The organism is Saprospiraceae bacterium (genome assembly GCA_016709995.1).
GTDB lineage: Bacteria > Bacteroidota > Bacteroidia > Chitinophagales > Saprospiraceae > JADJLQ01.
The window spans coordinates 847,697-872,360 of sequence record JADJLQ010000001.1 but is presented as its reverse complement, the minus strand read 5'-3'; the positions used below and the strand labels follow the sequence as shown (position 1 = coordinate 872,360).

Sequence of the window (24,664 nt, the reverse complement as noted above, 5' to 3'; positions counted from 1 at the left end):
AATTGTAAATTTTACAGCTTACATTAGACACGTATGAACCAAGTAGCAGTGATAGGTGCTGGCAGCTTTGGGATAGCCATTGCAAAGTTACTGTCCCATAATGTCGATGTCCTGGTTGTGAGTAGAAGTCCGGATACATTGAAGAAGATTAACGAAGACCATTTTTTGTTTCAGACTCCCCTTTCTACACGTATCAGGGCTACCCAATCTTTAGAAGAAGGCATCGCATCCAGCAAACTCATTTTCCCTATCATTCCTTCCGACAACTTTCCTCAAATGATCAAAGAAGCGTCTGCTTTTTTGACTCCAGCTCATATCCTGATACATGGCACCAAAGGCTTTGTCCTTTCAGGTATAGACGAAACCGAACTCGTAGCCAAGACCCTCAGAAAAGATCAGGTACTTACGATGAGTGATTTGATAAGGAAAGAAACTTCGGTATTGAGAATAGGCTGTCTTAGTGGTCCAAACCTGGCTAAAGAAATATTAGTGGATCAGCCCACTGCCACAGTGATCGCGAGTGAATTTGATGAAGTGATCCAGGTCGGAATTCAAGTGCTGAGTAGCAAGAAATTTTTTGTATTCGGCAGTAACGACCTCAAAGGTGCACAAATAGCAGGTACTTTAAAAAATATTATCGCCATTGGCAGCGGTATGCTGGATGGGCTCGGTATGGGCAAAAATATCCAGGCTATCCTCATCACGCGAGGACTGAGTGAAATCATTCATTTTGGTCAAAAAATGGGAGCTAGCAACACGGCATTTTTAGGAACAGCCGGCATAGGTGATCTGATCGCTACCGCCACCAGCCCCGATAGCCGGAATTATCAATTTGGCAAGCGATTGGGTAAAGGTGAAAATTTTAACCAAATCATGGGTACCAGCGATGAGCTCGCCGAAGGTGTGCGCACCTTAAAGATCGTATACTTTCTCCTTCAGGCATACGATCTTAGATCTCCGATCATCGAGATCCTGTACAAAGTAGTCTACGAAAATATGGATATCATGGAAGGGATCAACATGCTTATGAGATATCCCATAAAAAAAGATGTCGATTTTATGGAAGAATCTTGACATTTGTACCGCAATGCCACGTAGCCTGATTTATTGGTCGTTAGGAATATTATTATCCAGTGTAGTATTATTCCCTGCCATGCCAATGATTTACCTGGACCTTCAGGTTAGTCTTCATCGGTCATATATGCATGGACCACATATTCAAACGGGAACAAACGTAGATGTGTTTGTTTTTCCTGCTGCAGCATTAAGAGCGTATCAGATTGATGACCATGAAATGGTTTATAAGGATACTAGATATGATATCGTAGAAATCAAACAAATTGGTCTGGATTCTTTCGAAATCAGCGCTGTCCGTGATAGCTATGAAGATATGCTTCTTGAACGAATGGCCGATTTACATGGCTCGAAAAAAAATGATGATCCTTTGATTGTACACTTGATGCAACCTGATTGGAGCACAACATCCTTACCACAACTCAATGCAAAGTTATTATATATCTCATCTGATTTAGTACCCCGGACTCATAATCTAAGGAGTACCCTGGCTGGTAACTGCTGGTATCCGCCTCCTGATCAATCATTCCTTCTTTAAAGCCCTGGACTTATGTCCGTGGATTGAGTCAGTCTATATTGGCCATTCATTTTTCAATTTGAATCAATCGAGTCAGGTTTTAGCTACGTGCTATCAAAGATTCATCTATTGATTTGAATAGTGAGACATACTGATTCAAGTTTGATCACTTTTTAATAAGGGTGACAACATTGCGTAAAATATTCATTTTATCGAATTGCAAACAAATCTTCATATGAAAAAACATCATATTCTAATCTTATATTTCCTGCTCCTGTTACCTCCATTTTTGACTGCACAGGATTCAATTTCGTTCCGCAAAAATCTGGAAGAGGTCACGGTAAGTGCAACCCGAACTGCAATGACTTACCGGCAGGTAGCACAATCTATATTTTCTATCCAATCGGATAAAATCATCAATATGTCCCCTCAGACTGTACCGGAAATACTCCAAAAATCCGGCTTAGTGACTGTGCAAAAAAGTCAGCAAGGTGGAGGCAGCCCAATTTAGAGGCATGGAAGCTAACCGGGTACTTTTAGTCGTAGACGGTGTCCGGATGAATAATCTTATCTACAGGGGGGGGCACCTACAAAATGCTATCACCGTAGATCCTAATATGCTGGACCGAATGGAGGTCTTGTTTGGGCCAGCATCATCAGTTTATGGGTCGGATGCCTTAGGGGGTGTAGTCCACCTGATCACCAAGAGCCCCTCCTTTGGAGATATGAAAAAACTATTTTCACACATTTCCTCCAGGTATAGTACCGTAAACAATGAAAAGATGTTGCACTATGATCTCGAATTAAGGTCTAATAAAATAGCTGCCATTTTATCAGCTACTGTCTCTGACTATGGTGATTTAAAAGGGGGCAGAAATAAAAATATGTTCTATGCTTCCAAATATGGAGACCGATTAGGGTATTATCGTATAGAAAACGGCAAAGATGTACTGATCAATAATGCTGCTACCCCTTGGATACAAACGCCTTCAGGTTACTCTCAGGTTGATCTAATGGGGAAAGTGAAATTAAAATCTAAAAACCTCGAACATCTGATAAACCTGCAATATTCCAATTCGACAGATATCCCCCGTTATGATCGGCTCACCGATCCCAATCGGGATTTTCAGTACAATTCGGCTGAGTGGTATTATGGGCCGCAAAAACGAATGCTGGCAAGCTATGAGACAGCCCTCACCGGAAGCTTTCCTCTTAAACTAAATATCAACTATCAATCTGTCGAGGAAAGCAGACATGATCGAAAAATAAATACTCCTACCCTACGCAATAGAACAGAGCAGATTGATGTCCTTGGATTCGACTTATTTCACAATAAAAGCCAGGGGGTAAACCAATGGATGATTGGTATCGATGGTCAATATGAAACTGCCCATTCTACCGCTTATAAATCAAATATCATCAGTGCCGAAAGGGGTGCTCTGGACACCAGATATCCTTCCGGCTATAATCGAATGATGAGATTAGGGGGCTACTCCATATTCACTCAAAATCTTGAGCCCAAGTTTAATCTTCAGGAGAGTGTACGCGTTGGCTACACGGGGCTTTCATCAGATTTCGGCACCAACGAGTTTTTTAAGTTTCCGTTCCAGAATATCCGGCAAAATAATTTTGTCTATTCCGGCAATATTGGTTTAAACTACCTGGACACCAAATTTTCCCGATGGGGCCTTGTGATTGCTACCGGATTCAGGGTGCCCAATGTCGATGACTTGTCTAAAGTTTTCGAATCTGCTCCAGGCACCTTGGTAGTGCCCAATCCAGACCTCAAACCTGAAAAATCGACCACTTTTGAATTAAACTATAAGCTGAACTATTCAGACGAGAAGTCATCCTTTAGCTCAAGTATTTATCTGACTCAATTGACTGATGTCATAGTGACCAGGCCGTTTAAATTTAATGGCAGTGACCTAGTCGATTACCAGGGAGTATCCAGCAAGGTTTTGGCCAATCAAAATCTATCCTCAGCGCGCATCTTTGGACTTACGATGCATGGCCAGGCATATTTTGCCAATGATTTAAGTCTTGTCTATGGTGGCAATTATACTGTAGGCCGGATCCTGCACCAGGGCACAAGGACACCGCTTGATCATATTCCGCCAATATCGGGCTCATTGTCAGTGGTCTATGATAAAAAACAAACCAGGTTAGAATTTAACCTATTGGGAAATGCCTGGAAGCGAATCAATGATTACCTGCTCAATGGAGAAGACAATGAACAATATGCCACCCCAGATGGTATGCCGGCATGGCTGGTATTCAATATAATGAGTTCCTTCCAGGTAATGCCCAATGTTAAACTTGGGCTTGGATTGGAAAATATATTTGATACTCAGTATAGAGTTTTTTCGAGTGGGATCAATGCCCCTGGCAGAAATCTGACTATTAGTGTGAGGGCTAATTTCTAACAGGATGATTGTGTTATAGAAGAGAAATGGATGGAGGGAGCGGCGAGGTGATCATAATGAACTTAAATCTAGGAATCATTATGATTATACCCAAGCCGCAACCCCATATAACTAAAAATATATATATATTGCAGACTCTAAATTAACAGAATCTATATGCAAAAAATAAATTGTCCGGCTTGTGGACATGGTTTTCATGCGGAGGAAGTCATTAGTCAAAAACTTACGCGTGAATTAGAAAAACAATTTCACGAAAAAGAACATGCTCTCCAGAATGAAGTCAACAAGAGGCTTCAGCTTCTCGAACAGAAAGAAAAAGAACTTGAATCTAAAAAGCTTCGGGAAAATGAAATTTTTGCTGAAAAATTAGAGAAGGAGAAATCAAAAATCATAGAGCATCTAAAAACTCAAAATGACAAAGACTACCAGCTTCGTCTGTTCACCATGGAAAACGAGCGTAAGGATATGTCTGAGCGTCTGGAGAAACTCACCAAAGCAGCCATTGAAAATGAACAATTAAAGCGTAAGATGGATTCTATGCAATCGCAGATCGAGCTAAAGATGCAAGAAAAGCTTACTGAAGAGCTCAACCGCCAAAAGGAGGATATCAGACAGGATGAACAAAAAAGATCAGAATTGCGTCAAAAGGAATACGAAAAACAACTAGAGGATCAGCGCAAAATAATTGACTCCCTTCAGCGGAAGTCACATCAAGGATCCATGCAATTACAAGGAGAGGTGCAAGAGATGGCCATTGAAGAATTTCTCAGGGACCAATTCCCGATGGACGAAATAGAAGAAATTCGAAAAGGTGCCAGAGGTGCAGACTGCCTCCAAAGAGTGCATACCCGAAATATCGCTAATGCCGGCACCATCTATTATGAGAGTAAGCGCACCAAAGACTTTCAGGCAAATTGGATCGAAAAATTAAAAGATGATATGCGACTGGTTGGGGCCGATTTGGGCATCCTTATTACCCAAACTATGCCTAAGGATATGCCGCACATGGGCGAGCGACAAGGTGTATGGATCTGTAGTTTTGATGAATACAAACCGCTTATTCCTGTCCTACGCCATGGACTTATACAGGTAGCAGAGGCTATGCATTCGCAGGAAAATAAAGCAGATAAACTAACCATGTTATACGATTACCTCACTGGAAATGACTTTAAAATGCAAATCGAGGCCATTGTCGAAGGTTTTCGTCAAATGCAGGAAGATCTTCAAAAAGAAAAAATAGCGATGCATCGGATATGGGCTCAAAGAGAAAAAGTGATTGAAAAAGTAATGATCAATACTTCAGAGTTTTATGGTAGTGTCAAAGGCATAGCGGGCAGTGCCATCCCTTCCGTAAGTGTGCTGGACCTACCCGGTGAGTATTAAATATTAAATCATCCTGCTCTGTTTTAGGCAAATGGTGGTTTTTCTAAATGACTGAAGAGGAAAATATTTTGATCCGTAAAAATCCTACATTAGTATGGCGATTTAACACACTTGACGATAAGCCTTTTAGTTGTGAGATAATACCCCGATCATTGTCTTTTTAATCAAAATATATAATTAATGTCCTATACACTCGAAGATATATTTAACGCCTCTGCTCTTGACTCTAAAAGTGTTGAGTTTTTGAATAATGCTTTAAAAGCGAATACCCTGCAAGGTTTTGATTATCTTAAGTTTAAACAATCAGTGATTACGCTGCAACTTTCGATGGGCATGTCAGAGGAATCAGCAGTGCGATCTACTTTTGCTACTGCATCGACATTGGGAGTCACCAAGGAAAAACTGGTAGAAAGTATACAGCACTATGTGCAAATACTACATAAAGAAAAAATCGAATTTGATGCTGCTCATAGCAAACAAAAAGACATCAAAATAAACCATAAACAAAGTGAGACCAATTTTTTACAAGAAAAGATTCTGTCCCACAAAGCCCAAATCGCTGAACTTGAAAAACAAATAAAGGAATTTCAAGCCAAAATAGACAATGCGGATAAAGAGATAGAAGAAGCAAGACAAAAAATACAAGAAACAAAAGTTCGATTCGAAGAGACCTATACTCATTATGAGAAAGTGTTAAAAGACGATAACGATACATTCAATAAATATTTATAATTTTAGATCACAAACATTATTTAAAATATCATGGCTGAAACACCATTTAATCCTGCCCCCGCCACTCCTAAAACATTTTGGAAAAGGCCCGAAGGCGTCACAGGCACCGTTTTTTTGTTGGGCTTATTGGCTGCTGGCGGGTACGTATTAGTCAAAGCACTACCAACACTTATTGCATTGGCTAGCAATATGTTATATCTCTCCTTGATGTTGCTTGCTTTAGGGGCAGTGATCTATATGGTACTCGATCCTAAAATGCGTAACCTGGTGAGTTATGGGTACAAAAGCATCATGCGTTGGGTCACTGGATTATTCATCACGATCGATCCAATAGGCATACTTAAAAACTATGTAGATGACCTTGAAGACAATCTGTCAAAAATGAGCACACAGATCGGCAATCTTAAAGGCCAGATCAGGAAGTTGACTACGATGGTAGAGGATAATATCAAGGAGATCAACCAAAATATGCTTTTAGCGTCGAAGGCTAAAGAATTAGGGCAGGAAAACCAAATGATACTCGCTAGCCGAAAAGCGGCCAGATTAAAAGAAGTCAATGTCAAATACGACGAACTCAGAGCCAAAATGGACATCCTGTACCGGGTACTCACTAAAATGTATTCTAATTCAGAAGTGCTGCTCGAGGATACCAGGGATCAGGTAAAAATAAAACAAGAGGAAAGAAAAGCCATCCGGGCTTCTCACAGCGCGATGCGATCGGCCATGTCGGTGCTTTCAGGGGACAAAGACAAACGAGCCATGTTTGATGCAGCTCTGGAAAACATAGCAGATGATGTAGCGGCCAAAGTCGGCGAAATGGAACGATTTATGGAGCTTTCATCCAACTTCATGAATAGTGTAGACCTGCAAAATGGGGTCTTCGAAGAAGAAGGCGCTAAGATGTTAGAGAAGTGGGAAAAAGAAAGCTCGCTGATGCTGATGAGCAGCAAAGAAAAATCCTCCTCTGATTATCTTAATCTCAATGAGCCTCAAAAAATTTCTCGTGGTAATGGAGGCTATGAAGGCATGTTTGAAGGCAAATAATTCTTACATTTTTTCAAAATTGTCAACCGGAAAGGGTTTGTGCTTTATTATTTGGATCAAATGAATTAATGCATCTCTCAAAGAGTATTGTTTGTAAAGCGTTGAAACTTTAGTATGCTTCTCAGAGGCAAAGTTTAATCCATCAGAACTTTCCTGATTGCATGCTTGTATTTTAGCCATTATCTTTAATGGCTAATCTTGACTTCGATGAAGTATTATTTGTTGTTTTTTATGTTCGTTCCGTTAGGGTTAGATGCCCAATCTACTCCAGGCCCTCAGACGGAGTATAAAACCATCAGTATATTTTTTAGAGGAGGTTCCTACTATGTCGACGACACCGAAAAAGAAAAAGTCCGGGATTTTTTAAGTAAAGAAATACTGAGCAATTTTGAAATTCATATCCATAGTCATACAGACAATATCGGTGGTGTAAAATTTAATGAGTGGCTTTCTAAAATGAGGAGCCAATCTGCACTAGAGTTTCTTACAGAGGACGGAGTGCCTACCAATAAATTATTTATCAAAGATCACGGGCTCGAAGATCCCAATTTTGACAACAGTACTTGGGATGGACGGTTAAAAAACAGGAGAGTAGATGTGGTGCTGTGGCCACTCCCCTTCTAGATAGGCAGTTAATCCAAAATGATCGTCTTATTGCCCGATACAAAGACCTTATCTTCCAATACAATTTTAAGTGCTTCAGCCAAGACCGCTTTTTCAATTTCGTGACCGGATTCAATCATATCGCGGAGCACATGTTCATGATCCACTTCGATGGTCTTTTGAGATATGATAGGACCTTCATCCAGATCATTTGTGACAAAATGGGCTGTGGCCCCTATGATTTTTACTCCTCGTTCGAAAGCACGTTTGTACGGATTGGCTCCAACAAATGCAGGTAAAAAAGAATGATGAATATTGAGGATACGATGTTTAAATGAGCCTACAAAATCAGGAGACAAAATTCGCATAAATTTGGCCAATACAATCAAATCTGGTGCAAGGTCTTCTATACAATTCTTGAGCGCCGTCTCAAAATCCGACTTGTCCTTATCAGCGTGTGATACAAGATAGAAAGGAATGCCCAGCATAGCACAAAACGGCTCTAAATCACTGTAGTTTCCGATCACACCAACGATTTCGGCATGCAATTCATTAAAATGATGCCTCACCAAAAGGTCAGTAAGACAATGATGTTCTTTTGTCACCAGGATCACAATCCTTTTTTTCTTCTAGGTATGATACTGATGATCGCTTTTTGAGGCAATAATGTTTTAAGTTCAACAGCAAGTTTTTCAACATTGAGTTCTCCAGAAAGTTCAAGTCGGGCAAAAAAAGAATTTGTCACTTCATCCACATATTCTTTCATCACCAGGACATTGTGATTATTTTCAAATAGAATACCGGATATTTTTGCAATCAAACCCTTTTTATCTGCACACTGTATTCTGATTACATGATTAGTATCCATACAAAACAGGAGCCAGTATTTAAGACTTGGTCAATTTTTTCTCCAAATCCTCCAGCGAAATTCCTTTGGTTTCGGGCATGATTTTCCACACAAACAAAAGTTGTAAAACCATCATCACTGCAAAAAATGCAAAAATGATCCCACCGCCTAATTTTTCATTAAAAAACGGAAACAAACCCGCAATGAGTGCAGCAAATAACCAATGAGTGCTACTACCCAGGGATGCCCCCCAGGACCTTACTCTATTGGGAAATATCTCAGATATGAAGACCCAGATCACTGCTCCCTGGCCTATGGCATGTGAAGCTATGAACATAAATAATAAAATAGGTACCAAAGCACTTCCCTTACCTAAAAAAAATGCAATGGATATCGCTGAAAGCGAAATGATGTAACCAAGGCTGCCGATATACATTAAATATTTACGCCCAAAACGATCAATCATTCTTAAGCCCAACATAGTGAAGATCAGATTGACCAGTCCAATACCTGCTGTTGACAGCAATGCAGTCTGAGCTCCTAGTCCGGTCTCTTCCAGGATTCTTGGCGCATAATAGATTACCGCATTGATACCGGATAATTGATTAAAAAATGCAAACAAAAAAGCTAGCAGAATAGAGAAATTAAATTTGCCTGAAATAAACTGTTTAAAAGAAGATCCATCACCGCTCGTAGGTGCCTGGATGGCAGCCATCGAAGCTTCCACAGTAGTTGGGTCTATAATATGCAGGATGGCTCTGGCCTCTTCTATTTTCTTTTTAACGGTGATCAACCATCTCGGGCTTTCTGGAATAAAAAATAAAGAAATAATAAAAGCTATTGAAGGGATAGCCATGATCCCACGCATGACACGCCACGCCTGTTCTCCAGTGTTGCCAATAAGATAATTTGAAAGATATGCTAATAGAATCCCAAGGACGAGATTGAATTGGAACAAAGCAGTTAATTGACCACGTTTTTCCTGGGGAGCAATTTCTGATATATACATTGGTGCCACCACTGAGGAAGCCCCTACTCCTAAGCCCCCAATAAATCTAAAAAACATGAGCGTATATACATCCGGGGCCATTGCCGAACCGATAGCACAAATTAAAAAGAATATACCAATGATGAGCAGCGTCCATTTTCGTCCATATTTTTCAGCGGGTATACCTCCAAATAAAGCGCCTACAATAGTGCCATATAAGCCCATGGCCACCATTTGGCCCACCATAAAATTACTTAAGCTCCAAAGTTTCTGGATAGCTTGTTCACCACCAGATATCACTGCGGTATCAAACCCAAATAATAAACCGCCTAAGGATACGGACAAAGACCAAAACAAGACATTACCTTTTACATTTTTCATATTCAATTCATTTAAGCCAAATGTAAGATATTCTGCCTGATTATTGGAAGTACCACTCGAATTGATTCAACTTCGTCTAATCTTGTGAAGTATGGTGCTACCCAAATCAGTACATGACAAAGGAGTCACCAAGTGCTAACAAACCAAAAAAAAATAGCCTCTATATTTATAAAGGCTATTTTTTCTTATTTTGAAGTATAATGAAGGCTATTCGAGAATAATCATACTGACGCTTCGGTTAGCATGATAATCATGGAATAATATAGTCCTAAAGGACGCAATGCAATTGCTTGTTGGAGCTATTATTCCATAATTATCATTTTCTTCGTAGCCCTAAAAGATCCGCCTTCAAAACTATAATACAACACTCCGCTGGCTTTCATCTCCCGACGATCAATCCACACTTCATTATATCCTTTAGCCCATTCCTTTTCGATCTTTTTGATCGTACGACCCGTGATGTCAGTCACTTTGAAGGTGCCTCTACACTGCTCAGCAAGATTGATGCCGATCACGGTACGGTTATCAAATGGATTGGGATAGTTTTGATACAACGCTGATTTTGTAGTGATCTCCTGTCCGTTTTGGCTGACAAACCTGATCGATAGATTGCCCAATTCTCCTTTGCCTTCATAGCTCTCCGCCAATGTCTTTTGTGAACTGACTCGAAGCACTTCTGACAAGCTGCCAGAACTCTGAGCAGTGAAGACTAAAGTGAATAATACATCTTTGTCCTCAAGATCTATGCTACGATTGGTATTCCAGCTCATGGTGATAAGGCCTTCATTTTCCCATCTTCGACCAAAATTATGATCTGATACATGTAGACTTCCTGGTTCTATTTTGTCTATTGCCAATTGTTTATTGCCTATTGACATAGTTCCCTGGAAACCTGATATTCCTTTAAAATTGGGTGAAGTGAATGATACTTCTACCCGCTCTCCGGCTTTGAAGGTGCGATCTTTTACTTCTAAGATCAATCCTGAACCACTGCCTCTTACTTCTGTATTCATCAGGCTGTGAGGTGCTGCAGTGGCATTGACATCCCCGATTTTGATACCAACAAAATCTTGACCATAGCTCCTTGCGCAACTACGATTTGCTCTTCGTTTGGTGCGGACCAGGGGTTGAGGATATCATCAAACCGATAAGACTTAGGTACAAACTTCCAACTGGTGTTGTTAGGTAGTTTGTCGTATAGACCCAGGATTAATTTTCGAAGTTCGATCAGATCGATCGCACTTACATTCTGATCATTGTCTGCATCAGCAGCGATGATCTTGTACGGTGAAGTGAATCGCTCCGTACCAAGTATATGTTTCTGGATCAATACCAGGTCGAGGGTCGATACTCCATTCATCGGATTGTCATCCCGCATGGCGGAGATACTATAACTGCCGGATGTAGGAATAGAATTAAACTGATAGCTGCCATCGATGCTGCTCTTCCACGCTGGGATACCGGATGGCGTAGCAGATTTAATTTGCACGGTTGCAGATTCTACACCCTGCTGATCTTCTGTCAGCAGTTTGCCACTGATGGATGCCAGTGAGGTGGTGGTATCTTTACAAGCTCCTTGCGGTAGTCCACCAGCTACATCGGCATTGTCCTGGAGTTTGATATAGGTCTTGCACAGATCCTGGTTGCCGGCTTTGTCCGTCACCCAGATCTCTACTTCAAAGATTTGGTTTTGACCGTCGATGGTCATTTCTGCACAGGTAAACTGTTTGCTGGCTGTAGTGACATCAGCAGAGAAACTGTATTTCAAATCCGCAGCCGGTGTACAATTGTCACTGCTGTTGAGATTGAGGTCCTTGGCCCAGACGGTGACCTGGCCATTGCTCGGCATGATGACCGTGGCGATGCCATTGTAGCAATATGGTGTCGGTTTTTTGCAATCCTTGATTTCAAATCTGAAGCTGGAAGTATCTGCATTGCCACAATTGTCTATACCCACTACATGCACCACATGTCTGCCAGGAGCGCCTAATAAAAAGACGAAGTCTTTGACATACTGTGTACCACCCTGATCTATACTGGCCTTATCAAACAGTCTTCCATTGTAGACCGCATCGGTTGCATTCAAGTCGATGAAATAACGGAATCTGATATCCGATGCGGCAGCACAATTGTCTGTTGCACTCAGCGGAATCACTACACTTACCAAACAATTGTCACTGTATACACATACCGTGGTATCCCTGGTAGTCACTACCGGCGGAGTCTCATCGATCACCTTGATGATTTGCACATAGGTCATATATCCGTCATTGTTGTCTTTGATATTGCGGTACACACATGAACGGTTAGTACTATTGGCCCTCAATGAATCATTGACGATCACATCAGGATAGTGACTATGTTGATTTGGATCGTAGATACACCAGTCGATGAGTGTCCAGGTGCGGACAATCTTGTAACAGGCAGAATCCTCTACCGTGAATATTTCATCGGAATATCTCACCCCGATTTGTTCACACTCGTCATCCTTAATTATTGGAACTCCTGCGTGACCCGTATCGGTGCGATTCAATCCCGAACCATCGGGATCACAGGTCACTACTTTATCTTCAGGGAAGATTACTTCGAAATCACTGCGATGTTTGACGATGATCTTCTGGGTAGCAGTTACTGCATTACCACACTTGTCTTTGATCGTCCAACTGCGCTGGATCCAGCCTTCGCTGCAACCGTTGAGCGTACCATTATCCACTACGGTAAGCGTCGCATCATCCAAACGACAGTTGTCCGTGATCGTAAACTCATTGGATTTTAATACATGATCGAGTGGTCGTTTTTTGTCGACCTTGACCAATGTCGAGAAATAATCTTTGGATTGACATGTCCTGCCTGATCCCGCCTGACTGTCGGGCAGGGAAGCTATCTATGTACAACCAACTTCTGCAATAGATCGGAGCCCAGCCTTTATTGAATTCGCAGGCATCCGGATCACTGTGATCGGCCGGATCCGTATGAATACCTAAAAAGTCTGATCCTCCATAGTACCCATGCACCACTCCTTTGGAATCTTTTAATTGGAGAGGCCATTTATCAAAGCGTTCGCTGTGTTCGCAATTTGGGTAGCCGGCATAGTCAGGAGCTCCATCACAATAGATCGTTACATCTTCGAGATGATTGACTACCGGAGCTTGTTTGTCATCAACTAATACCGTCACCATACAATCATTGTACAGTCTTTGAGAACAATATTTGCCTGGTGGAGTCTCTACTTTATGCACATTATCGCATTGTGCGATTAGATTGGGGAAATAGAAAGGCACCTGGCAATAGTCGTACTGCGCTGCCCCTATATATTTGGGTTCAAAATAGCCCTTGGTATAATAACCTGCATAGCGCTCATCCAGTTTACTGACCGATGTAAGGCCTGGCCTGTAATTGCACGATTTCGGCCCTTTAGAATCAAACCAATTGTAATTAAAATCCCCAAGGTGCAAATAAGTATTGTAACAGAACCATGCATGTGGGCTACATGGAAAAATATGCGGGTCAAACCTTGGTACACCACAAGCTTCATACACTCGGAGTACTACCTGATTCGTACCGCACTCATCAAAATGCACCGTATCGCTGAATACATAACAATTGATCCAATCTTCGATAAGCGCATCATAATTGTCTTTATCCTTCCAGAAGGCTTCTTTACCCACTTCTGTTTCCAGGGTAGTATTCCAATAATTTCTCCAATAGGTGATGCTGTCCATAGGAGCAGCTGCAAAGTGTAACACATTGCAGCAGTTGTCTCTTGATCCATTATCCAGATCTTTGGCGGCGATCGCTGACCAGCAAGTAGCCGGGTCAACGGTGGTTTGAGTCACTTCAACACAAATCGGTGTCGGTGGCGTAATGTCAACGACTGCTATCTCTATTTTGCCAAAACTTTCATTGTAGCATGCATCTACCAGGCGGACATCGATGCTAAAATATCCCACCGGTAGCCAGATACGACTGGCTGGCAGATCTCCACTCAATACGCGGGTAATACCTTCTTCCTGAATACTCACCGAATAAGTTTGCTTGACATCATTACAATCTTTGTATGCCAGTGCCGGCAGATCTACATATTGGCCGCAATCGTGCGGGCTGGATGCTACCACACCTAATTCTTTATTGGTAGGTACTGGTGCCACTTTATCATCGATGGACAGGTACTGTACACAAGTCTTTTCTGTCACGGTACACCAATCCAGTATGGTCCATTCACGGCGGATTTTTACTCCAGTACCACAGATGGCTAATGGCTTGTCGGTATAGGTCGCATTGATTTTACATATGCCGGACGCGGCCAGGTACACGCTGTGTCCGTCCACATTGGGCACAACCGAAATCGATGGATGGAGTACTTTGTCTTTGGTGCCGTCTTTAAACTCCCAGGTTGCTTTTTGAAGACTAAGTAAAAATTCCGGAGTCAATTTTTTCTGATCGATTTGAATAGGTACTTTCAATTCTTTCGGAGTAGCATAACTACCCAATTGATGAGTGATCGTACAAGGAAAATCAAATCCTTGAGGGCAATCTACACTATCCAGGCTGGTCTTCTTAATATAAATCGTACTGGTACAAGTACGACTGTTTTTCCAGCGGTCACTGCCCCAGATGGTTCGTTCTACATAACCTAGGTAGGCAGAGTCACAACCCCAGTCTACCCATTTGTCGCTGAGTAATTTGACTTCGTCACCGCTACAATCATTAGTCGGCTCAGCTAGGAGTGGCAGGTCATTGAATTCGAAACAGGAGACCGTATCATTTGCACAATTTAACCGTGGAGGGGCTTTGTCTTCAACGCAGATCTTGCCCCAGGTTTTATTATTGGTGGCTATATCGCGAACACTATACACCATACAATAACCGACATGGCTGATGTCTACTTTGGTGGGTGGATCGTAGGTATTGGTACCATAGGGATAGATAAGTGTGACCTCAAAAGCATTCCTGCAGCCTTGTACATTTTGAAGCAGATCGTCTGGACCAAGTACTTTCATACAGTTCTGATCGAGGGAGACATTGAGCTGATCATTACCTACTAAGTCTTTGGGGAAAGTATCCAGGACTACCACTATCTTATGACATAAATCAATGGTATCACAGTTATTGGTTAACCATAATTGCAGGTCATTTGCTCCCTTATCATCACAATCAAAAGGGATGCTCTCCGTATCAAGATATTCTGAAGCAACCCCATCATCCATTACGATCAAATGATATCCTTCCGGTATAGTATCCAATAATAATGAATCAACCGGTAAATCAGGTACACTACCATCCTTATTAACATATAAAGTATCTGTATCGCAATTTAACAACTTCTCATATGGACCAATATCGATAATGCCGTTAACGATACGATTTAGTCCATCCAGATCTGTCCCGAAAGTGTTATAAGAATTGTTACCCATATCAATGGCTGGAGACAAAAACATGACATGGAAATCTCCATCTGTAGTTGGTGCGGCAGCTGCCAAAGGCGCCATCATAAATAAAGGATCCACAAATTTATTATCAGATGACATGGTAATATTATCATTTCCTCCAGTTACAGAGATATCATTGATTGTAGGACCACCCTGGATGATGCAATACCTTACCGCAGGTGCGGCATTACTTCCTCCTGTCTTTCTATTGAAAAATACATTTCCATTGGTTGCTGCATTGTTCCAGAATATAGAATTGCCAATTCTTGGTGCAGTATTGCTAGAATTCTGCTGAGCACCTGTCGCATTGTTATACATCGCTCCTCCATTATCCACTGCAAGGTTACCATTAAACGAACAATTGATAAAATCCGGACGACTGCGACCACCACTAGAAGATGAGTTAAAAACAGCACCGCCATCCTGATTACATTTATTGCCTGAAAAAATACAATTAATACATTCAGGACTACTGGTTCCACCATTATTGGCATCATTGACCATGGCACCTCCTCGGTTCGCTGCACTATTACCCAGAAATTCGCAATTTATTAATTGAGGACTGGCTTCACCTGCATCCGTACCAAGATTAATCATAGCGCCACCATTTCTGGCCATGTTTTCAATAAATTGGCAGTTGACGATCGTTGGGTTAGAACTTCCCTCTCCTGAACCATCATTATACCATCCGCCACCTGAATTATGAGGCATTGTTTGTTCATCCGCTCTACCGCCGGTGATGCAAAAGCCATCCACCACAGTCTGATCGCTCACATCGAAAGTAGTCACTACGTGATAACTGTTATTGGTATTATCGTTATCCTGTTGGATCTCGCCGCACAGGATAGTCTTATTACAATGAGGATCCCGATTCAATGCAATTCCTTCAAATACCAAATAACCGCCCAGGATAACTGTAGAGTCCAATATGTTAAAACTTTCCGCTCTATTGGCTGGGGTGATCATCATCATACCTGAACAGACATCTATGGTGGTGTCAGGACTGCTGGGATAATACGTTCCTTTTGCAACCTTAATGGTATCTACTCCCTGACAGGTGGCCAGTGCCAATAAGGCATCCTGAAGATCTTTAAAAGCATCAGTCCAGGAAGATCCATCGTTCATACCAATGGCTGCAGAGTCTACATATACAAGCCCGGAAGTAAATAAACCGCAAAAAATACCATCAAACTCATAAGCTCCCATATCAATGGTGCGGACTATACGTGGCTTGCCATCCAAATCAGTCGGATAAGTATTGGCAGCATCGTCGCCCATATCGATGACAGGAGAATTGTTTGTCAGATGAAAGTCACCAGCAGCAGTAGGAGCAGCACCGGCTAATGGTGCATCAACAAATAATGGATCGGTGCCTTGTGGTTTATTGGTAGGTGATAAAATAGTAGTTCCTATATCAAGGCTGCCTGCTTGAATGATGCTGTAGGTGATAGTAGTAGTAGAGGCATCATTTTCAGAGATTATTGGGCCTGTTGGTGCTGAATTAGTCCAAAGAATAGAATTGGTTAAAATGGGACTACTAATGCCATTACTTGTGGCAGAATTATACATCCCGCCGCCAAAGAGATTTGCATTATTTCCACTGATCACCACATTGGTTAAAATGGGACTACACGTGCCTGGGGAACCAAAACCGTCACTAGCATTAAACATACCGCCCCCACGATTGGCAATATTGCCACTGATTACCACATTAGTTAAAATGGGACTACTAGTACCTCGAAGGCCACTATTAAGAATCCCACCACCTCCACCAGTTTCCGCAATATTTCCGCTGATTACTACATTGGTTAAAATAGGGCTACTTGTGCCGTTTTCGTCGCCATTATTATACATCCCACCTCCACCTCCACTAGCAACATTTCCACTGATCACGATATTATTCAAAGTTGGATTTGATCGATTACCAGATCCACTACCATTGTTGTACCAGCCTCCTCCACCGTTATTTGGAAATGTCCCATCCGCCTTGCCACCTGTGATACAGAAACCATCTACAACAGTAGCCTCTGATACATTTGTGGTCGTCACTACGTGATAACTATTATTACTATTGGTGCCGTCCTGGTCTATATCGCCACAGAGAATGGTTTTATTGCATACCCAGTTTCTCGGACCCATGCCTCCGGATGAAAAACCACCCATAACTACGGTAGAGTCCGGAATATTAAATGAAATAGTGCGATCTGGAAGTCCTATGGCAGGTATAATGACTGCATCGCCATTGGAATGATTGACATAACAATCTCCAACTTCAGGGGAAAAATAATTGGTTACCACTCTATAGGTTCCAGGTGGTAGATTTACAGAAATAGTTATCCCTTGATCACAATTTGGAACAGCATGACCCGAGGTAGTAGTATCGCATAAATAGCTCATATCTAATTGAGGATGAATGAAAGTTGAATAACTACTATTCCAAATTTTTACATATTCGATATTGTTTGTAAGGAATTTAATAGAAATGCTATCATTACCTGCCGTAATAATTGCGTTGTTCTGGCCATTACAGAAATCAGTATAAAAATTATAGGTTGGTGGAGGTGCAGCTGCAGGATAATAAGTGCCTTTGGCTACCAATATGGAGTCAACATTACAAATATTAGAGCTAAGCGCACTTTGGAAATCAGTATAAGCATTGGCCCATGTCAATCCATTATTAAGGCCGGTTGCAGAAGAATCAACATAAATTTTACCATCGATAGCAGATGGAATAATAGTGATGGTGTAAACTATTGAATCACCGACCGGTTCGGTTATATCTATTGAACCATTACTAATTTGATCTGACCATAGCCTGAAGTACATTATTAAAGTTCCCGGCATAGTCGGGTCAATCAGAGCTGCCGTACCCATGGCACCCAAAAATGCTGCTGGTGTTGCTGAGCAATTATTGCAGAATGGAACAGTAACATTAGTGGCTGTATATGATTGGTAAACTTTGAGAAGCGGATCGTTAACTCCATTTTGAACGGAGAATGAATCAAAGACGATATTATTCGCAAATGAACAGACTTCTAACGCAGCGGAGTCAGAAATACCATCCTGGTTGTTAGAAATTACAGCTACACCATTGATGCTGGTCTTTAGGGCAGTTTTTAAGCCACTCACTTCAAAATTCCCCATTCGATATTTGCCAATAAAAAAATCAACAAAAATCCCTATAGCTTCAACATTTCCGACAGGCTTATTTTGTAAAGGATAAAATATTGAATTTATTTTTCTTGGTCCTTTGGCGCCAGCTGCATCTCCATTGCCACAATCTGCTCCACCCAGACACAATCTACCCCAAAGCGTAGTCGTGAGATCAATGGAATATGTCAACCAGGTATTATCATCAGGACTGTTGGCAATATTGACCGAATCAGCTGATGCATACCAGACACCATTGACTTTAATCAGTGCTCTGGTCTTGCCACTGGTGGATGAGCTATTTAAAGGTGTATAATTGGTACCACTTCCGGAGTTGCTGCTCTTAGTTTGCCATTTTATTCCAGTAATTAACTGAGCATCACAATTAAGGGAGCCGATTTCAGATGTATATATCGAAACGCCAGAAACATTGGTAGGGCTCCAAAAACCAAAACTACTATCTACCAGGCCTTGGGGATTGGAAGCTATGTCCACCATATGGGGTGGTGGCAATGCAGGCAAAGTGTTTTTGAATATTTGAAATGAATTTGCGGTCGCTCCGTTGCGATATCCTTCCCACCCTTGTGCCAGGGCCTGGGGCCCTCCGGCAGCTGAATCCGTTGTAAATGAAAAAACTTCTCTATAGATTACATTAGAAGTTGGAGGCATTGAAAATTGATATTGCACATCTATTTGATTTGTATCAATGGACTTAGCTAAAAAAGGAACTTCATCATGTCTAAGGATATAATAAGCTCCAAAGATCAAAAGTGATAATGTGAATAAGCTAGATTTCAGGTTCATATTGAACGGTTTAAGGAAAAAAAGAAATTAGAGAACCGAATTATTCCAGAAGGAAAGTTTATGATGGTTCTTGTTGGGTACATTTATAAAATTTTGTGATTTGAAGTGTGCACAAAGAATTTGACATAAAGAAAGAAAACTTTTGTCATCTATTATAACTTATATCATTAAAAATCAATAATATATACAAATATTAATAATATATACAATATTTTACTCTTAAAACATAGTATATTAAATTATTCGGTTATGTATAAATATTTGTAAATGTGACTTCCAGGCTGTGAGAAAAGGATTCTTAGGAAGATGAAGCAGCCCGCTGGAAATAGAAAAGTCTATTCAAGCGCTAAGATCCAGGACATCCGGTTTTCCAAATATGAGCGGTGCCATCGGTCAATTTTTTCGATACACAGATTTTAAATGTTCCGTTCGTAGATTATTTGGCTATCAGTATACAACATGAAATGTCGAGGAAGAATTGTTTGTGATTCGCAAGACAGTAGGTAGCCAGAAACATTGCTTGTCACTAGAAAACAAGGTCCAACTCCTGTTCTTTTCCGTCGCGTTTAAAAAGGACCTTGACTTTGTCACCTTTTTCGTGCTTACCCAAAACCTCCATGTAAGAATTCATATCCATTATTTTTGTATCACCGACTTTCAATACAATATCTCCTTGTTTGAGTCCGGCCAAAGCAGCAGGTTTACCATCAGTCACACCATCCAGGCGGATACCGCCATCCTGGTAGAGGTAATCGGGCATGATGCCCATGGTGACTTTGAAACTGGTAGATCTACGACCAGATTCGTCTTTGGTCTTGATAAAGTCCAGTTTTGAGCCGGCATTTTTAGATTCAATGATATCCGTGACCAGGTCTGCCACTTCGAGGATACCTTCATAATTGATGAGGGGTGCATCATCGCTTGGTTTGTGATAATCTTTATGTTGGCCTGTGAACAAATGTAATACAGGAATGCCTCTAAGGTAAAAAGAAGTATGATCAGAGGGGCCCTGTCCAGACTCGGTCGCTGAGATTTTGATACCACGGAGCACTGCGTTGTTTTCAAGCATGGGCTTCCAGGCAGATGAAGTCCCTACTCCACTGACCGCAATGGTTTTGTCAGAAGTGCCGAGCCGACCTACCATATCCAGATTGATCATATAATTGATGGAAGTCATGTCAAAAGCCGGATCTTTAGAATAGGCATTGGAACCATAGAGTCCCAACTCTTCGCCGGAAAAAGCGATGAATAAATAATTATTGTTTTTTGCTGCGGGATTGTTTTTTAATTTTTCTGCAATAGCCAGCATTGCAGCTACCCCGGAAGCATTGTCATCAGCACCGTTGTGTATAGCTATTTCGTTGGCGGCTAGTGAACCCGATCCCGGTCCACCCATGCCCAGGTGGTCATAATGAGCTCCTACAATGACCGTGGTAGCACTGCCATTATCAATTTTACCTAATACATTATGACCTGTCTTAACCGGGCCGGAGTTAGAAGTATCATGTGGATGAGCTTTTTCCCGATACATAAAAGGATAAATCCAAGTGCCATCTGGCGCTGCTGGTCTTAGTCCAAGACCTTTAAACCTGGAAATGATGTATTCAGATGCAAGTTGTTCACCCATGGAAGCCGTCGCACGACCTTCCAGCAAATCTGATGAAAGGTAGACCACATCGACTTTGGTTTTCATCAAGGGAGTCGAAAGGTCCTGGCCGAAAGACAAAAAGGGAGCTATGATCGCAAGGACAAGAATATGTTTTAATAATTTCATGATGCAAATTTAGTCAAGTGAAAACAAATGTGTTGCTTGGATGTATTGAATTAAAAATCGTTGGAGTCGGAGTGAAACTACTCCGGAAAGGATAAAAATAGTCAAGTTCGAAGTGAAACTCCTCTGGAACGGAGAAACGGTGTAATATATATTTTGGTAAGTGATACTACTGTAATTTTTTTCTTCAAAGCAGAACTCCGCAGCTATTTATCTCTGTACTTTCAGATGATAAGTCCTTGAATTATAACCTCCCCAGATCCCCAATCCTCCGATGATATTACTATTGATGGTGGTATAAGAAGAAAATGGGCCCTGGCTGCCTTTATTAAACTCGAGGGTATTCCAAAAATTAAAATGAGCCTCGTCAATGGTAGACCATTTTACAGCGATACTGTCTCCGATGTGAAATAGGCCGAAAGTACTCTGGTCAAATTTTTCACCAGGTGCATCAGGCCTGACCAATCTAAATTCAAAATCTTTGCCATCGATCAGGGCATCGTCATAGACGGAATTGAATGGGCTGCGCTCTTGTCCATTGTTGATACTACAAAAATATCTGTAAAAATTTTTTTCACCAGCTGGCTCTTTGACCCTGGTCAATAGTTGTAGCAAGGTATCTGACGGTTTGCCGGGTGCTTCTTTCCACCACAAAGTATCTAAGGGCACATATCTAGGAATGGTAGTGACCGCTTTTATCTCCTGGCCATTCGATTGAATATCTAAAGTGTAAGTCTCGCCTTCTTTAGGAATAAGCTGGCCAGAGAGATCGATATAAGCACAGATATTGACCTGCAAACTATCGGGATTGATACCGAGCTGGAAGGATATCTGACGCTTTAGATCAGGGGTGAGGTCATTCAGGCAGATTTCATTCAATGGAACTCGTTTCGCTCCGAAAGTGACACCAACAGAAGCATTATGTACAAACAGATTATCCAGTTGGTCCACAGAGAGACTGGTAAAAAAGGGGCGACTCTGAGTCAATAAAATGTAGGGAGGCAATGCATCATCTGCATATTCGATAAAACCTTCGACCACCAGTTCAGGAGATAGATTGATATTATCCGGTATAAATTCTGATTGGCATCTTGAAAACAAAAGAAGGCCCAGCACAATCATCAAAACAGATGTCGGGCCGGAGCCATTTAATTTATGCATATTTCGACAAAAGTTGATCATTAATTCCATTTAAAATTCCACGTTACTGAAGGGATGACAGGAAACAGGGAGATCTTGTAGGCAGTCGCTTTTGCTCTGCCGGTGGCCAGGTCAGAATCCAGGTCGTAATTAATAAAAAACGGGTTCTTACGATTGTATACATTATAAATAGAGAAAGCCCAGGTACTTTTAAATTTTTTAGTTGAATTGGGTCTTGGAGTAAAGTTGGCCGCCAGGTCCATACGATGATAATCCTGGTATCTGGCACTGTTTCTAGGTCCATATCTTGTCACCAATGCCTGGTCTATATAATACACACTGCGGAGTGGAGTAAAGGGCTTGCCCGTACCATAGACAAAAGTAGAACCGAAGTTCCATTTTTTGGAAAGCTCATAATTGAGTACAAGCTCGAGATCATGCGGTTTTTCGAAAGAAGCTGGATACTTTCTACCTCCTTCAATATCTTTAAATGATCTCCAGCTTCGCGTATAGGTATACCCTAGCCAACCGGTTAGACTGCCTTTTTGTTTTTGTAAAAATAATTCGGCCCCATAGGCAGCCCCTTTACCAAATACAAAAGCTTCTTCTAATTCCACAGATTGATTACTGGTATAAGTCTCCTTATAGTCAATTTGATTTTGCAGGATTTTATAAAAAGTTTCCACAGACACATTCCAGTATCCGTTGTCCAAAGATTTAAACCAGCCTATGGACCATTGATGACCAATCTGGGGTTTGACTGCAGTAGAACTTGCCACCCAAACATCCGTCGGCAACGTACTGGCACTGTTGGTTACCAGGTGAGCATATTGGGCATTACGGTTGTAACCAAGCTTGATGGAGGTCACCGGGTTGAGCAATATGGTAGAAAACAATCTCGGTTCCAGTGCCGAATAGGTCTTAATCGGCTGCAAATCATTATAAGTCTTATCCGGAAATGTATAAGGGCCTACCTGATCAAATCGACTCAACCTCAAACCAAGATTGACTGTAATGACCCTGGACAATTTGATCTCATCCTGATAATAGATGGCTGACTCCAGACCGTACTTGGATTGAAAACCGCTGGTAAAGTCTACCTCTCCACTCCGCCCTTGCACCAGGTTGGGCGTAAACTTATGGTGAATAATATTCCCTCCAAACCGGATAAACCGACCAGGTCTTGGATAATAGTCCAAATCCAATTTTGCCTGATAATCCCTGACTCCATTAGTGACCTGGAATTGAAATATATCCTGCTCACCAGTTAGCTTAAAATCATACCCATTGTACAATAAGGTAGTGTTCATAAACATTTTTTTGCTGACCAGATGATTCCATCTGAAAGTGGCGGTATTGTTGCCATAAGGCATATTCAATTTAAACCCTAAATCGCTGGAGTTATACCTGAGTATATCACGACCAAAGTATCCGCTAAAATAAATATGATCTCTATCAGAAAACCGGTAATTGAATTTGGCATTCAGGTCATAGAAATAATAATTGGTACCGGCAAAGTCAGTTTTATTGATCGCAGGTTGTGCAAGATCCAAAGCATAAGTTCTTCGGGCAGACACAATGAACGAGCTTCGCTCCCGATCGATAGGGCCTTCTATTGTCAGGCGGGAAGAGATCAAGCCTATACCTCCCTCTGCTGCATAATGCTTGTCATTGCCCTCCTTCATTTGAATGTCTATCACACTGGATAGTCTGCCACCATAATTGGCGGGCATGCTGCCCTTGATCAGCGTAGTATTTTTGATAGCATCCGAGTTGAATATGCTAAAAAAACCAAGCATGTGACCTGAATTATACACTGGCGCTTCGTCGAGGAGTAAAAGATTTTGATCGGCACCACCACCCCTGACATAAAATCCCGCACTACCCTCATCAGAAGACGATACTCCGGGCAATAATTGCAAAGTTTTCAAGACATCCACTTCTCCCAGCAAAGCAGGTATTTTTTTGACATTTTCCGTAGAAAGCTCTATCCTCCCCATAGAAGTATTCTGTACCTGGTCGATACTCGAATTTTCTTCTACTATCAATTCTTTTAGTAAGACTCCGGATGTTAAATTGATATTAATTTTTTTATCGGAGACCAATTTGACTGCTATTTCCTGATCCTGAAACCCCAAATAGGAAAACACCAAAGTATACTCCCCTTCCGCCAGGGTTAGAGAATAAAATCCATAATTGTTGGCCGTAGTCCCGATACCAGGCTTATTTTTTAAATAGATATTAGCCCCAATGAGGGTCTCACCATTTTCGACATCTTTGATATAACCACTGATAGTGTGCTGAGAGTCTTGTGCATATGAAGTCTGATAAAGAAACAAAACAGTGGCCGCTAAAATCAACACATTCTGGAGTTG

Annotated in this window: 15 protein-coding genes and 1 pseudogene; 8 read left to right on the top strand and 8 right to left on the bottom strand. The window is 41.4% G+C overall.

The genetic code is table 11. The features are described 5' to 3' along the window. Positions 1–33: 33 nt before the first annotated feature. From IPJ09_03630 to IPJ09_03595, 8 genes are all read left to right on the top strand, one after another. Positions 34–1,074, top strand: a complete 1,041-nt coding sequence (locus IPJ09_03630) for an NAD(P)-dependent glycerol-3-phosphate dehydrogenase (GenBank protein MBK7370524.1) — start codon at positions 34–36, stop codon at positions 1,072–1,074. A 13-nt stretch (positions 1,075–1,087) separates the two neighbouring features. Continuing rightward, positions 1,088–1,612 carry a hypothetical protein gene (locus tag IPJ09_03625; GenBank protein MBK7370523.1) on the top strand — a complete coding sequence of 175 codons (525 nt, stop codon included), beginning with the start codon at positions 1,088–1,090 and terminating at the stop codon, positions 1,610–1,612. Positions 1,613–1,826: 214 nt separating this feature from the next. Then, positions 1,827–2,102: a hypothetical protein gene (locus IPJ09_03620; GenBank protein MBK7370522.1), complete on the top strand. Its 276-nt coding sequence runs from the start codon at positions 1,827–1,829 to the stop codon at positions 2,100–2,102. Continuing rightward, positions 2,083–4,017, top strand: coding sequence for a TonB-dependent receptor (locus tag IPJ09_03615; protein MBK7370521.1), 1,935 nt, complete (start codon positions 2,083–2,085; stop codon positions 4,015–4,017). The genes IPJ09_03620 and IPJ09_03615 overlap by 20 nt, the downstream gene beginning before the upstream one ends. A 156-nt stretch (positions 4,018–4,173) precedes the next feature. After that, the gene (locus IPJ09_03610; GenBank protein MBK7370520.1) at positions 4,174–5,400 is read left to right on the top strand and encodes a DUF2130 domain-containing protein; all 1,227 of its coding nucleotides are present in this window, start codon (positions 4,174–4,176) and stop codon (positions 5,398–5,400) included. Positions 5,401–5,580: 180 nt separating this feature from the next. After that, on the top strand, positions 5,581–6,132 hold the full coding sequence (locus IPJ09_03605; protein MBK7370519.1) for a hypothetical protein: 552 nt from the start codon (positions 5,581–5,583) through the stop codon (positions 6,130–6,132). Between the two features lie 30 nt (positions 6,133–6,162). Next, positions 6,163–7,176, top strand: a complete 1,014-nt coding sequence (locus IPJ09_03600) for a hypothetical protein (GenBank protein MBK7370518.1) — start codon at positions 6,163–6,165, stop codon at positions 7,174–7,176. 207 nt (positions 7,177–7,383) lie between these two features. Continuing rightward, positions 7,384–7,800 (top strand): OmpA family protein, encoded by a 417-nt coding sequence (locus tag IPJ09_03595; protein ID MBK7370517.1) that lies wholly within the window; start codon positions 7,384–7,386, stop codon positions 7,798–7,800. 8 nt (positions 7,801–7,808) lie between these two features. Here IPJ09_03595 and purU read toward each other — a convergent pair. From purU to IPJ09_03555, 8 genes and pseudogenes are all read right to left on the bottom strand, one after another. Beyond that, positions 7,809–8,647: pseudogene (gene purU, locus IPJ09_03590) on the bottom strand (formyltetrahydrofolate deformylase). 19 nt (positions 8,648–8,666) lie between these two features. Further along, positions 8,667–9,995 (bottom strand): sugar porter family MFS transporter, encoded by a 1,329-nt coding sequence (locus tag IPJ09_03585; protein ID MBK7370516.1) that lies wholly within the window; start codon positions 9,993–9,995, stop codon positions 8,667–8,669. Between the two features lie 302 nt (positions 9,996–10,297). Beyond that, positions 10,298–11,008, bottom strand: coding sequence for a T9SS type A sorting domain-containing protein (locus IPJ09_03580; GenBank protein ID MBK7370515.1), 711 nt, complete (start codon positions 11,006–11,008; stop codon positions 10,298–10,300). Further along, complete coding sequence (locus tag IPJ09_03575) at positions 11,008–12,810, bottom strand: hypothetical protein (GenBank protein MBK7370514.1); 1,803 nt, start codon at positions 12,808–12,810, stop codon at positions 11,008–11,010. The genes IPJ09_03580 and IPJ09_03575 overlap by 1 nt, the downstream gene beginning before the upstream one ends. Continuing rightward, positions 12,758–19,378: a hypothetical protein gene (locus IPJ09_03570; GenBank protein ID MBK7370513.1), complete on the bottom strand. Its 6,621-nt coding sequence runs from the start codon at positions 19,376–19,378 to the stop codon at positions 12,758–12,760. Before IPJ09_03570 ends, IPJ09_03575 begins: the two co-directional genes overlap by 53 nt. A 526-nt stretch (positions 19,379–19,904) precedes the next feature. Continuing rightward, entirely contained in the window at positions 19,905–21,152 is a 1,248-nt protein-coding gene (locus tag IPJ09_03565) for a M28 family peptidase (protein MBK7370512.1), read from the bottom strand. A gap of 207 nt (positions 21,153–21,359) precedes the next feature. Beyond that, entirely contained in the window at positions 21,360–22,310 is a 951-nt protein-coding gene (locus IPJ09_03560; GenBank protein ID MBK7370511.1) for a DUF4249 family protein, read from the bottom strand. A gap of 20 nt (positions 22,311–22,330) precedes the next feature. Then, complete coding sequence (locus IPJ09_03555; GenBank protein MBK7370510.1) at positions 22,331–24,652, bottom strand: TonB-dependent receptor; 2,322 nt, start codon at positions 24,650–24,652, stop codon at positions 22,331–22,333. Positions 24,653–24,664: the final 12 nt, after the last annotated feature.